10 protein-coding genes are annotated in these 11,835 nt (G+C 72.4%); 3 read left to right on the top strand and 7 right to left on the bottom strand.

Going from position 1 to position 11,835, the window contains the following annotated elements; all coding sequences use genetic code 11:
• Positions 1-61 precede the first annotated feature (61 nt).
• Complete coding sequence (locus tag ACFYZY_RS22865; protein WP_388697105.1) at positions 62-1,597, top strand: M1 family metallopeptidase; 1,536 nt, start codon at positions 62-64, stop codon at positions 1,595-1,597.
• 29 nt (positions 1,598-1,626) lie between these two features.
• On the opposite strand, the gene ACFYZY_RS22860 is transcribed toward ACFYZY_RS22865, so the two are convergent.
• On the bottom strand, positions 1,627-2,490 hold the full coding sequence (locus ACFYZY_RS22860) for an oxygenase MpaB family protein (RefSeq protein ID WP_388697103.1): 864 nt from the start codon (positions 2,488-2,490) through the stop codon (positions 1,627-1,629).
• A gap of 179 nt (positions 2,491-2,669) precedes the next feature.
• Entirely contained in the window at positions 2,670-3,155 is a 486-nt protein-coding gene (locus tag ACFYZY_RS22855; protein WP_388697100.1) for a hypothetical protein, read from the bottom strand.
• Between the two features lie 125 nt (positions 3,156-3,280).
• Here ACFYZY_RS22855 and sph point away from each other — a divergent pair, with 125 nt between their 5' ends.
• A complete protein-coding gene (sph, locus tag ACFYZY_RS22850) occupies positions 3,281-4,309 on the top strand; it encodes a sphingomyelin phosphodiesterase (RefSeq protein WP_388697098.1) in 1,029 nt (342 codons plus the stop codon).
• A gap of 18 nt (positions 4,310-4,327) precedes the next feature.
• Here the strand turns inward: sph and ACFYZY_RS22845 are convergent, their stop codons facing one another.
• Positions 4,328-4,813: a hypothetical protein gene (locus tag ACFYZY_RS22845; protein WP_388697096.1), complete on the bottom strand. Its 486-nt coding sequence runs from the start codon at positions 4,811-4,813 to the stop codon at positions 4,328-4,330.
• 302 nt (positions 4,814-5,115) lie between these two features.
• On the opposite strand from ACFYZY_RS22845, the gene ACFYZY_RS22840 reads away from it, so the two are divergent.
• On the top strand, positions 5,116-5,853 hold the full coding sequence (locus tag ACFYZY_RS22840; protein WP_388697093.1) for a MerR family transcriptional regulator: 738 nt from the start codon (positions 5,116-5,118) through the stop codon (positions 5,851-5,853).
• 92 nt (positions 5,854-5,945) lie between these two features.
• Here the strand turns inward: ACFYZY_RS22840 and ACFYZY_RS22835 are convergent, their stop codons facing one another.
• Genes ACFYZY_RS22835 through ACFYZY_RS22820 form a run of 4 tightly spaced genes read right to left on the bottom strand, consistent with a single transcriptional unit; the run spans position 5,946 to position 11,733 of the window.
• Positions 5,946-8,138 carry a 3-hydroxyacyl-CoA dehydrogenase NAD-binding domain-containing protein gene (locus tag ACFYZY_RS22835; RefSeq protein ID WP_388697090.1) on the bottom strand — a complete coding sequence of 731 codons (2,193 nt, stop codon included), beginning with the start codon at positions 8,136-8,138 and terminating at the stop codon, positions 5,946-5,948.
• 39 nt (positions 8,139-8,177) lie between these two features.
• Positions 8,178-9,392: an acetyl-CoA C-acetyltransferase gene (locus tag ACFYZY_RS22830; protein WP_388697088.1), complete on the bottom strand. Its 1,215-nt coding sequence runs from the start codon at positions 9,390-9,392 to the stop codon at positions 8,178-8,180.
• Positions 9,393-9,448: 56 nt separating this feature from the next.
• Positions 9,449-10,591 carry an acyl-CoA dehydrogenase family protein gene (locus ACFYZY_RS22825; RefSeq protein WP_388697086.1) on the bottom strand — a complete coding sequence of 381 codons (1,143 nt, stop codon included), beginning with the start codon at positions 10,589-10,591 and terminating at the stop codon, positions 9,449-9,451.
• On the bottom strand, positions 10,588-11,733 hold the full coding sequence (locus ACFYZY_RS22820) for a CaiB/BaiF CoA transferase family protein (RefSeq protein WP_388697083.1): 1,146 nt from the start codon (positions 11,731-11,733) through the stop codon (positions 10,588-10,590). Before ACFYZY_RS22820 ends, ACFYZY_RS22825 begins: the two co-directional genes overlap by 4 nt.
• Positions 11,734-11,835: the final 102 nt, after the last annotated feature.

The following is an 11,835-nucleotide window of genomic DNA, read 5'->3' as shown; positions in this document are numbered from 1 at the left end:
CCTCGGCAAGGACCGACGACCACCCGCGCGTCTTACGTTTCTTATGACTTGGGGAGCATCCGTGCACCGCAGAATCATCGTTCCGAGCGCCCTCGCCGCCTCCTTCCTGCTGGCGATCCCGGCATCGGCGGCCGACTACGTCCCCGGCGCCCCGGGCATCGGCGACTCCTACTACCCCACCAGCGGCAACGGCGGTTACGACGTCTCGCACTACGACCTGCGCCTGAGGTACCAGCCGGCGACGGACCTGCTCGAAGGGACCGCGACGATACTCGCGACCACCCGGCAGAACCTCTCCCGGTTCAACCTCGACCTCGGCCTGAAGGTCAGCGAGGTGCGGGTGAACGGCCGCGTCGCGAAGTTCACCGCTTCGGGCGACCACGAGCTGGAGGTCACCCCCGCCGTCCCGCTGGAGAAGAACAAGGAGATCTCGGTCGTCGTCCGCTACGCGGGCAAGCCCTCCGAGTTCAAGGTCGACGGCTGGTCGGCCTGGGCCCGCACCCCGGACGGCGCCGTCGCCGCGCAGGAGCCGGACTCGGCCGCCTGGTGGTTCCCGTCCAACGACCACCCGCTGGACAAGGCCACCTTCGACGTCTCGGTCTCGGTGCCGGCCGGTCACCAGGCCATCAGCAACGGCGTGCTGCAGTCGCAGTCCACGGCGCTGGGCTGGACCCGCTTCAACTGGCGCTCCGACAAGCCGCAGGCGACCTATCTGGCCACGCTCGCCGTCGGGAAGTTCGACATCACGACGGACCGCACGGCGAACGGGCTGCCGGTCCTCAACGCGTACAGCAAGGACCTGGGCGCCAACGCCGGTTCGGCGCGCGCCTCGATCGAGCGCACGACCGAGGTGGCGGAGTGGCTGGAGTCGGTCTTCGGGCCGTACCCCTTCAACGCCCTCGGCGGTTACGTGCCGAACGTGACCAGCGGTTTCGCCCTGGAGACGCAGACCCGGCCGTTCTACAGCCCCCGGCAGTTCGCCAACGGCGCGAACGTGTCGGTGGTCGTCCACGAGCTGGCGCACCAGTGGTACGGCGACAGCGTCTCCGTGCGGGACTGGAAGGACATCTGGATCAACGAGGGCTTCGCCCGTTACGGCCAGTGGCTGTGGTCGGAGAAGGAGGGCGAGGGCACGGCGCAGGAGCTGGCCGACTACGTGTACGCGCTGCGGGGTGCCGACGACCCGTTCTGGACGGTGAAGCCGGGCGACCCGGGCCCGGAGAACCAGTTCCACGGCGCCGTCTACGACCGGGGCGCGCTGGCGCTCCAGGCGCTGCGCAACGAGATCGGCGACGAGGACTTCTTCGCGGTCCTGAAGGGCTGGCCGCAGCAGTTCGCGTACGGCAACGCGCGGGTGGCCGACTTCGTGCGGTACGCGGAGCGGGTCTCCGGCAAGCCGCTGGCCGAATTGTTCGACACCTGGCTGTACCAGCCGTCGAAGCCGGCCGCTCCGGCGGCGGCCGCGGCCGGGCTGTCCGTCCCGGCGCCCGCCGCGCGGGGGGCCGCTCCGGAGCCGGTGCGGCCGAAGTCGTGGAAGAAGATCGCGGCGACGAACACGGTCCACGACCACGAGCGCGGGGGTCGCGGCGGGCACTGAGCCGCGCGGTGGGTCCCGGGGGCCGTCCGTCAGCGCTTCGCGCGGCGGGCGGCCCTCCGCGCCTTCCGGGCCAGGGGCAGGTAGCGCAGCCGTTCGGGCAGGACGGGGACCACGGCCCGGAGGGTCCGCCCGAGCCGGCGCAGGGCGCGCTCCTGGCCGTCCGTCCACTCCAGGCCGAGGGCCTCGCGGGCGTCCGGCGGCATCAGGCCCACGGTGAGGAAGGCGCGCAGGCGCAGGACGGGGCGGCGCAGGACGGGCCAGAGGGGACGGAGGACGAGCCGGAGCGGCAGCGGTCCCCGGTCGGGCGCGGGGACGGGCAGGTCGGGGTCGAGGAGTTCCCGTACGACGACGGTGGCCTCCAGCTCCTCGGCGAGGACCTTCCGGTAGTACGGCCAGAACTCCTCGACGGTCTGCGGCATGTCCCGGTCGTGGATGCCGAGGACGCGGCCGACCTGGAGCCACTCGGCGTACAGCTGCCGCTCCTGGGCCTCGGTGAGGGGGCGGGCGAGCAGGCGCAGGCCGTGCCGGTAGACGGGGAAGCCGGTGGCGTGCACCCAGGAGTAGTGGGCGGGGGTGAGGGCGTGGTAGCGGCGTCCGCGGGTGTCGGTGCCCCGGATCGCGCGGTGCAGCTCCCGGAGCCGGCGGCCCTCGCGCGCGGCCTCCTCGCCGCCGTAGACCCAGAGCTGGGCCGAGCGCAGGGAGCGTTCGGCGCGGCCCCAGGGGTCGGTGCGGAAGACGGAGTGCTCGTCGACGCCGGCGCCGATCGCGGGGCGGGCGACCTGCAGGGCGAGGGCGGCGGGCAGCATGAGGAGCCCCCGGACGTCCCCGGCGACGCTCCACAGCACCCCGCCGACGGGCGGCGGCGCGGGATCGGCGGGCTTCGCGCGTTCCACGGTTCTTCTCCTCGCGGTCTCCGGGCCGGGCCCGGGGCCCGTGCTCCCGGCCGGGCCGGGCCTCGTGTTCTCGCGGCGCGTACCGGCCGGGGCGTGCCGCGCTCCCCGTCTCCAGGGTGCACCACCCATGACGAAGGGGCCGTCGCGCGGGCGACGGCCCCTTCCGGGTGCGTACGGGGTCAGACGCGGTCGGCGCCGACCGGCTCGCCGACGATGCGGGCGGCGAGGGCGTGCGCCCAGGCGTCGACGTCCGCGTTGAGCTCGCGCTCGGCGGCGGCGCGCTCCTCGGCGATCTTCGCGGCACCGGCGGCGAGGAGGGCGTCGCGCTCGGCGGAGCCCTCGGCGCGGGCGGCGGCGATGGCGGCCGAGCCCTCCTCGACGGCCTTGGAGCGGATGCGGGCGGCCTCGTGGCGGGCCTCGGCGAGCTCGGACTCGTACTGCTCGCGGATCCGCGCGGCCTCGGCGCGCAGGTCGTCGGCGCGCCCGGTGCCGCCGTCGATGGCGTCCTCCCGCTCGTCGAGCGTGCGCTTGACCTTCGGCAGGACGCCCTTCGCGAGGATGAGGAAGGTGATACCGAACAGCACCAGGCCGAGGATGAGCTCGGCCCAGACGGGGTTGAGCGGACCGAGGTCCATCTTGAAGATCTGTGCGTTCGCGAGGGTCATGCGCGCATTCTACCTGGTTCAAATGGGTGTAAATACGACACCGGGAGGAGAGTTGGCACGCTCGTGCGAGCGCGGACAGATTCCCGGCACCTAGAGGCTACCGGAAGGTAACCACAGCTGATTGTATGTGCCGCGCCAGCCCAATCCCCCACGCCCCCACGGGAGTTCACGTGCCGTTCGCCGTGTCCCGCCGCGCCTCCGGCGCCGCCCTCGGTCTCGCGCTCGCCGCCGCCACCCTGGCGTCCACCGCCCCGGCCGCGTCCGCCGCCCCCGCCGCCGGGACCCCCCGGCTGAAGGTGCTCACGTACAACACGTTTCTCTTCTCGAAGACCCTCTACCCGAACTGGGGGCAGGACCACCGGGCGAAGGCCATCCCCGCCGCCCCCTTCTTCCAGGGGCAGGACGTCGTGGTCCTCCAGGAGGCGTTCGACAACTCCGCCTCGGACGCCCTCAAGGCGAACGCCGCCGCGCAGTACCCGTACCAGACCCCGGTCGTGGGCAGGAGCAGGAGCGGGTGGGACGCCACCGGCGGGTCCTACTCCGCGACCACGCCCGAGGACGGCGGTGTGACGATCCTCAGCAAGTGGCCGATCGTCCGCAAGGAGCAGTACGTCTACAAGGACGCCTGCGGCTCCGACTGGTACTCGAACAAGGGCTTCGCCTACACCGTCCTGGACGTGAACGGCAGCCGGGTGCACGTCGTGGGCACCCACGCGCAGTCCACCGACCCGGGCTGCTCGGCGGGCGAGGCGGCGCAGGTGCGCAGCCGCCAGTTCAAGGCGCTCGACGCCTTCCTCGACGCCAGGAACATTCCGGCCGACGAGCAGGTGGTCGTCGCCGGTGACATGAACGTCGACACCCGCACCCCCGAGTACGGCACGATGCTCGCCGACGCGGGCCTGGTGGGGGCCGACGCCCGCACCGGCCACCCCTACTCCTTCGACACCGAGCTGAACTCGATCGCCTCCGAGCGCTACCCGGACGACCCGCGCGAGGACCTCGACCACGTCCTCTTCCGCGCCGGGAACGCCCGGCCCGCCGGGTGGACCAACCACGTGGTCCTGGAGCAGAGCGCGCCGTGGACGGTCACCAGCTGGGGCACCCGCTCCACGTACACGAACCTGTCCGACCACTACCCGGTCACGGGCTTCTGACCGCCCCGGGGGCGCGGCTCAGTGGCCGCGTCCCCCGAAGAGGCCGTAGAGCCAGGCGCCGAACACCGCGGCGACGCAGAGCATGACGAAGAGGGAGCCGGCGCCGGTGTGCCGCTCCCCGCGGGAACGGCGGCCGGAGCGGGGGGCACGGGTCCCCCGCCCCGGCTTCTCCCGTCTCCCGGCCCTTCCCCCGCGCCCCGGCGCCGGTTCGGCGGCCGCCGCGACGTCGGCGAGCAGACCGCGGCAGACCGCCGCCAGCTCCGCCGTCCCGGCCGTCAGGTCGACGACCACCTCCGTGCGCGCCGGGGCGGTCGTGCCCCCGTCCAGGATCCGCCCGGCCCGCAGCAGCGCCCGGTCCTTGCCCCCGGTCGGCGCCAGGCTGATCCAGCGGCGGACGTGCTCGCCCCGGATCACCACCCCGCCGCCCCGCTCCCGGTAGACGGTGTGCTCCCGCCACAGGATCGCGGCCAACTCGCTCGCCGTCTCCCTGAGTTCCGCGTACATCCGATTCCCCCGCTTCCCGGTCCCCGCCTCGACAGCGGCCGACTCTAGCCCCCGCCGCCGACAGTCCCCGTCGCGCCCCGGGGCCGCGTCCCTTACGCGCCGAAGTCGTACGCCGTGACCGGTATCCCCCGGCCCGCCGGGCGCCGGACGTACGCGACGCCGTTCGCCCCCGCGTTCATGACGATCACGCCACGGACGGGCGCCGACGGAGGAGCAGGACTTTTACACGGCTGGTGAGACAGCAATACTGTTCAAGCGGTCCGGACACGCGGGCCGACGGCTGGGGAAACGAGGCGGCTCGAATGGACGTCCGGAGTGACGGGGAGCGCGGACCGAGCTACACCGTCGACGAGCTGGCCGCGCGGGCCGGGGTGACGGTGCGGACCGTGCGGTTCTACGGGACCCGGGGGCTCCTTCCGCCGCCCGTCATCGGGGCCCGCCGGGTCGGACACTACGGGCCGGAGCACCTCTCCCGGCTCGCCCTCATCGAGGAGCTCCAGCGGCAGGGCATGACGCTCGCCGCCATCGAGCGCTACCTGGAGCAGCTGCCGCCCGACCTCAGCGCGCGGGACCTCGCGATCCACCGGGCCCTGGTGGCCTCGTGGGCGCCCGAGTCCGCCGAGACCATCACCCGGCGCGACCTGGAGCGGCGGACCGGGCGGGCGCTGACCGAACGGGACATCGACCGGTTCGCCGCGATGGGGGTGCTCGACCGGACCGACGACGCCGACACGTACCGGCTCGACGGCTCGCTGCTGCGGCTCGGCGTGGAGATGCTGGACGTGCCCATCGAGCACGAGACGATCCTGGCCTCCCGGGCCGTGCTCCTGGAGCACGCGCGGGCCGCCGCCCAGGAACTCGCCCGGCTCTTCCAGGAGCAGGTGTGGGATCCGTACCGGGAGAGCGGTGAGGACCCGGACCACCTGACGGCGATGAGGTCGCTCTCGGCCCACATGCAGCCGATGGTGATCCAGGCCCTCGTCACGGCCTTCCAGCGCTCGCTGAGCGAGGAGCTGAGGACGGCGTTCCGGAGCCCCTGACCGGGCGGGAAGCCCCGGCCGGGCGGGAAGCCCGACCTGCCGGGGGCCCCGGCCGGTCAGGGGCCCCCGACCGGCCGGGGAGCCGTGCCCGGTCAGGCGTCGGTGAAGACCTCGCCCCGCTCGGCCTTCTCCACCAGGAGGGCGGGCGGGGCGAAGCGCTCGCCGTACGTCTCCGCCAGCTCCCGGGCGCGGGCGACGAAGCCGGCGACCCCGACCCCTCCCCCGGCGCCGCCGTCGTAGCCGTTGATGTACTGCAGGATGCCGCCGGTCCAGGCCGGGAAGCCGATGCCCATGATGGAGCCGATGTTGGCGTCGGCGACCGAGGTCAGGACGCCCTCCTCCAGGAGGCGGACGGTGTCGATGGCCTCGGAGAACAGCATCCGCTCCTGCATGTCGCGGAAGGGGATCTCGTACCCCGGCTTGGTGAAGTGCTCGCGCAGGCCGGTCCAGAGCTTGCCGCGCTTGCCGTTCTCGTCGTACTCGTAGAAGCCGGCGCCGCCGCTGCGGCCGGGGCGCCCGAACTCGTCGACCATGCGGTCGATCACGGCCTCGCCCGGGTGGGTGGCCCAGACGCCGCCCGCCTCCTCGATCGCCCGCTTGGTCTCGTTGCGGATCTTGCGCGGCAGGGTCAGGGTCAGCTCGTCCATCAGGGAGAGGATCTTGGCCGGGTAGCCCGCCTGCGCGGCGGCCTGTTCGATCGAGGCGGGCTCGATGCCCTCGCCGACCATGGCGACGCCCTCGTTGAGGAACTGGCCGATCACCCGCGAGGTGAAGAAGCCGCGCGAGTCGTTGACGACGATCGGCGTCTTGTTGATCTGCCGGACCAGGTCGAAGGCGCGGGCCAGGGCCTCGTCGCTGGTCCGCTCGCCCTTGATGATCTCCACGAGCGGCATCTTGTCGACGGGCGAGAAGAAGTGCAGGCCGATGAAGTCGGCCTGGCGCTCGACGCCCTCGGCGAGGACGGTGATGGGCAGGGTGGAGGTGTTGGAGCAGAGCAGCGCGTCGGGCTCCACGACGGACTGGATCTCCTGGAACACCTTGTGCTTGAGGGCGGTGTCCTCGAAGACGGCCTCGACGACCGCGTCGCAGCCCGCGAGGTCGGCGGCCTCGGCGGTGGGGGTGATGCGGGCGAGGAGGGCGTCGGCCTTCTCCTGGGTGGTGCGGCCGCGCGAGACGGCCTTGGCGCACAGCTTCTCGGAGTACGCCCTGCCCTTGGCGGCGGACTCGGCGGAGACGTCCTTGAGGACGACCTCGATGCCGGCGCGGGCGCAGGAGTAGGCGATGCCGGCGCCCATCATGCCGGCGCCGAGGACGGCGACCTTGCGGACCGTGCGGGGCTCGATCCCCTTGGGGCGGCTGGCGCCGGAGTTGACGGCCTGGAGGTCGAAGAAGAACGCCTGGATCATGTTCTTCGCCGTCTGGCCGGTGACCAGCTCGGTGAAGTAGCGGGACTCGATGACCGAGGCGGTCTCGAAGTCGACCTGGGAGCCCTCGACGGCGGCGGCCATGATGGCGGCCGGCGCCGGGTAGGGGGCGCCGTTGAGCTGCTTGCGCAGGTTGGCCGGGAAGGCCGGCAGGTTGGCGGCGAACTTCGGGTGCGAGGGGGTGCCGCCGGGGATCTTGTGGCCGGGCACGTCCCAGGGCTGGTGCGACTCGGGGTGGGTGTCGATGAAGGCGACCGCCTTCGCGAACATCTCCTCGGGGGTGGCGGCCAGCTCGTGCACCAGTCCGTTGTCCAGAGCCCGCTTGGGGTTGTACTGGGTGCCCTGGAGCAGCACCTTGAGGAGGGCGTCGGTGATGCCCATGAGGCGGACGGTGCGGGTGACGCCGCCGCCGCCCGGCAGCAGACCGAGGGTGACCTCGGGCAGGCCGATCTTGGAACCGGAGACGTCGAGGGCGATCCGGTGGTGGGAGGCGAGGGCGATCTCGTAGCCGCCGCCGAGCGCGGCGCCGTTGATCGCGGCCACGACCGGCTTGCCGAGGGTCTCGATGCGGCGCAGCGCCTTCTTCATCTCCAGGGCGCCCTCGAAGATGTCCCGGGCGTGCTCGGGGCCCGCCTGGATCATGTCCTTGAGGTCGCCGCCCGCGAAGAAGGTCTTCTTCGCGGAGGTGTAGATGATGCCCCGGATGGAGTCCTTCTCGGCCTCCACCCGGTCGGCGATCGCGGCGATCGAGGCCCGGAACGCCTGGTTCATGGTGTTGGCGGACTGGTTCGGGTCGTCGAGGACGAGGGTGACGATCCCGGTCTCGTCCTGCTCCCAGCGGATGGTGGTGCTCTCGCTCATGCTGATGCTTCTCCGTAAGAAGGGGTTCGGACGGGACGGTCAGACGCGTTCGACGACGGTGGCGATGCCCATGCCGCCGCCCACGCAGAGGGTGGCCATGCCGTAGCGCTCGCCCCGGCGCTCCAGCTCGTCGACGAGGGTGCCCAGGATCATCGCGCCGGTGGCGCCGAGCGGGTGGCCGAGCGCGATGGCGCCGCCGTTGACGTTGACCTTGTCCAGCGAGATGCCCATGTCCTTGGCGAAGCGCAGGACGACGGCCGCGAACGCCTCGTTGATCTCGACGAGGTCGATGTCGTCCATGGTCAGACCGGCCTTGGCCAGGGCCTTGCGGGCGGCCGGGGCCGGGCCGGTGAGCATGATGGTCGGCTCGGAGCCGGAGACGGCCACGGAGACGATCCGGGCGCGGGGCGTCAGGCCGTACCGCTCGCCGACCTCCCGGGAGCCGACGGCGACGAGGGCGGCGCCGTCCACGATGCCGGAGGAGTTGCCCGCGTGGTGGACGTGGTCGATCTCCTCGATCCAGTGGTACTTCTGCAGCGCCACCGCGTCGAACCCGCCCAGCTCGCCCATGTCCGCGAAGGACGGCTTGAGCTTCGCGAGGGAGTCGGCGGTGGTGCCGGGGCGCAGGAACTCGTCGTGGTCGAGGACCGTGAGGCCCGCGCGGTCCTTGACGGGGACGACGGAGCGGGCGAACCGGCCGTCCTTCCACGCCTCGGCTGCGCGCTCCTGCGAGAGGGCCGCGTACTCGTCCACGTCGCGCCGCGAGAAGCCCTCGATGGTGGCGATGAGGTCGGCGCCGATGCCCTGGGGGACGAAGTTCGTCTCCAGGTTGGTCATCGGGTCGGCGAACCAGGCGCCGCCGTCGGAGCCCATCGGCACGCGGGACATGGACTCGACGCCGCCGGCCAGGACGAGGTCCTCCCAGCCGGAGCGGACCTTCATGGCGGCCATGTTGACCGCTTCGAGGCCCGAGGCGCAGAAGCGGTTCTCCTGGACGCCCGCGACGGTGTCGGGGAGACCGGCGGCGAGGGCGGAGATGCGGGCGATGTCGGAGCCCTGGTCGCCGACCGGGCCGACGACGCCGAGGACGATGTCGTCGATGGCGGCCGGGTCGAGGCCGGGGTTGCGGCTCTGGATCTCCCGGATCAGGCCGACGACCAGGTCGATCGGCTTGGTGCCGTGCAGGGAGCCGCCGGCCTTGCCACGACCGCGCGGGGTGCGGATCGCGTCGTACACGTACGCTTCGGTGCTCACGGGAAGCCTTTCGCGATGAGGGTGGTGAAGAGGAGCGGGAGGACGGGAGGAGGAGGTCAGCCGAGCAGGGAACGGCCGATGATCTCCTTCATGATCTCGGTGGTGCCGCCGTAGATGGTCTGGATGCGGCCGTCGGTGTAGGCCCTGGCGACCGGGAACTCGTTCATGTAGCCGTACCCGCCGTGCAGCTGCAGACAGCGGTCGGCGACCTTCTTCTGGAGTTCGGTCGCCCACCACTTGGCCATCGAGGCGTGCACGGCGTCGAGGGTGCCGGCGGCGTGCTCCTCGATGCACCGGTCGAGGAAGGAGCGGGTGACGGCGCACTCGGTGGCCATCTCCGCGATCTCGAAGCGGATGTGCTGGAGCCGGGAGAGCGGGCGGCCGAACGCCTGGCGCTCCTTGACGTACGTGGTGGTGATCTCCAGGAGGTGCTCGGCGGCGGCGATGCCGGCGACCGCGATGGCCATCCGCTCCTGGGCGAGGTTGGTCATCAGGTGGATGAAGGCGCCGTTGAGCTCGCCGAGCAGGTTCTCCTTGGGGACGCGGACGTCGTGGAAGAACAGCTCGGCGGTGTCCTGCGACTTCTGGCCGATCTTGTCGAGGTTCCGGCCGCGCTCGAAGCCCTCCGCCCCGCGCTCGACGACGAGGAGGGAGAGGCCGTGGGCGCCGCCCTCGGGGGTGGTGCGGGCGACGACGACCACGAGGTCGGCCAGGATGCCGTTGGAGATGAAGGTCTTGGAACCGTTGAGGATCCAGTGGTCGCCGCGGTCCTCGGCGGTGGTGCGGATGCCCTGGAGGTCGGAGCCCGCCCCCGGCTCGGTCATGGCGATGGCGGTGATGGTCTCGCCGGAGCAGAAGCCGGGCAGCCAGCGCCGCTTCTGCTCGTCGGTGGCGAGGGAGGTGAGGTAGGGGCCGATGATGTCGTTGTGCAGGCCGAGGGCGAGGCCGGGGGTGCCGGCCCGGGTGAACTCCTCGGCCAGGACGGCGGCGTAGCGGAAGTCGGGGTTGCCGCCGCCGCCGTACTCCTCGTCGACGGCGATGCCGAGCAGGCCCTGCCGTCCGGCGGCGAGCCACGCCTCGCGGGAGACGATGCCGTCCTTCTCCCACTGCTCGTAGTGGGGCAGCACCTCCTTCTCCAGGAAGGTGCGCACGACCGCCCGGAAGGCTTCGTGGTCCTCGGTGTAGATCCGACGCTTCATGCGGAAGTCTCCTGGGTGTGCAGGGAGGGTACGGCCCAGTCGCGGGCGACCTCGGCGGTGTCGGCACCGGGCAGGGCGGGGCCCTTGCGCAGGGTGCCGGGGGTGACGGAGAAACGGGGTGCGGGGGCGGGCTGGGTCAGCCCGCCGTGTTCGGTGAAGGTCGCGCGGGCGGCCAGGTGCGGGTGGGACGGGGCCTCGCCCAGGGAGAGGACGGGGGCCACGCAGGCGTCGGAGCCGTCGAAGACGTCCGTCCACTCCCGGCGGGTCCGGCCGAGGAACGCCTTGGCGACGGCGTCGCGCAGTTCGGGCCAGCGGGCGAAGTCGTACCGTCCGGCGGCGGCCTCCCCGATCCCGAGGAGGCGGACGAACTCGGCGTAGAACCGCTCCTCCAGGGCGCCGACCGCCATGTGGCCGCCGTCGGAGGTCTCGTAGACGCCGTAGAAGGGGCAGCCGCCGTCGAGCAGGTTGGTCCCGCGCCGGTCCTGCCAGCTCCCGGCGGCCAGCATGCCCCGGATCATCGTGGTCAGGTGGGCGGTGCCGTCCACGATCGCGGCGTCCACGACCTGGCCCTCGCCGTGGGCGCGCGCGTGCTGGAGCGCGGCGAGGACGCCGATGACGAGGTAGAGGGAGCCGCCGGCGTAGTCGCCGAGCAGGTTGGCGGGGATCACCGGCGGTCCTTCCGGGTCCGGGCCGATCATGCCGAGCGCGCCGGTGATCGCGATGTAGCCGATGTCGTGCCCGGCGGTCGGAGCCAGCGGTCCGTCCTGGCCCCAGCCGGTCATCCGGCCGTAGACCAGGCGCGGGTTGCGGGCGAGGCAGACGTCCGGACCGATGCCGAGGCGCTCGGTCACGCCGGGCCGGTACCCCTCGATCAGGACGTCGGCGCGGGCCACCAGGTCGAGCACGGTCGCGGGGCCGTCCCCGGCCTTGAGGTCGACCAGGACCGAGCGCTTGTTGCGGTTGGTCAGGTCGCGGGCGGGGTCGATGCCGAGGGCGTTGCCGCCGGGGCGGTCGATCCGGACCACGTCCGCACCGAGGTCGGCGAGGAGCATCGCGGCGAAGGGACCGGGCCCGATGCCGGCCAGCTCGACCACGCGCACCCCGGTGAGCGGGCCGTGCCGGTCGGTGTGCGTCGTGCGCATCGCGCCCCCAGAAGTGTGTGACACCAATGATGTAACACCAGTGATGCTAGGAACGTGTTCCACTCCGCACAAGCCCCCTGGCCGAGCGAGCGCGGGGAAGAC

Source organism: Streptomyces sp. NPDC001744 (genome assembly GCF_042892575.1).
Lineage (GTDB): Bacteria > Actinomycetota > Actinomycetes > Streptomycetales > Streptomycetaceae > Streptomyces.
The sequence above is the reverse complement of the archived record's forward strand: the minus strand, read 5'-3'. Positions and strand labels throughout refer to the sequence as shown.

What these genes read in the sequence shown, in the direction of transcription:
- ACFYZY_RS22855 (WP_388697100.1), bottom strand. Translation starts at nt 3,155, where the DNA reads ATGACCCTCGCGAACGCACAGATCTTCAAGATGGACCTCGGTCCGCTC.
- sph (WP_388697098.1), top strand. Translation starts at nt 3,281, where the DNA reads ATGTGCCGCGCCAGCCCAATCCCCCACGCCCCCACGGGAGTTCACGTG.
- ACFYZY_RS22845 (WP_388697096.1), bottom strand. Translation starts at nt 4,813, where the DNA reads ATGTACGCGGAACTCAGGGAGACGGCGAGCGAGTTGGCCGCGATCCTG.
- ACFYZY_RS22840 (WP_388697093.1), top strand. Translation starts at nt 5,116, where the DNA reads ATGGACGTCCGGAGTGACGGGGAGCGCGGACCGAGCTACACCGTCGAC.
- ACFYZY_RS22835 (WP_388697090.1), bottom strand. Translation starts at nt 8,138, where the DNA reads ATGAGCGAGAGCACCACCATCCGCTGGGAGCAGGACGAGACCGGGATC.
- ACFYZY_RS22825 (WP_388697086.1), bottom strand. Translation starts at nt 10,591, where the DNA reads ATGAAGCGTCGGATCTACACCGAGGACCACGAAGCCTTCCGGGCGGTC.
- ACFYZY_RS22820 (WP_388697083.1), bottom strand. Translation starts at nt 11,733, where the DNA reads ATGCGCACGACGCACACCGACCGGCACGGCCCGCTCACCGGGGTGCGC.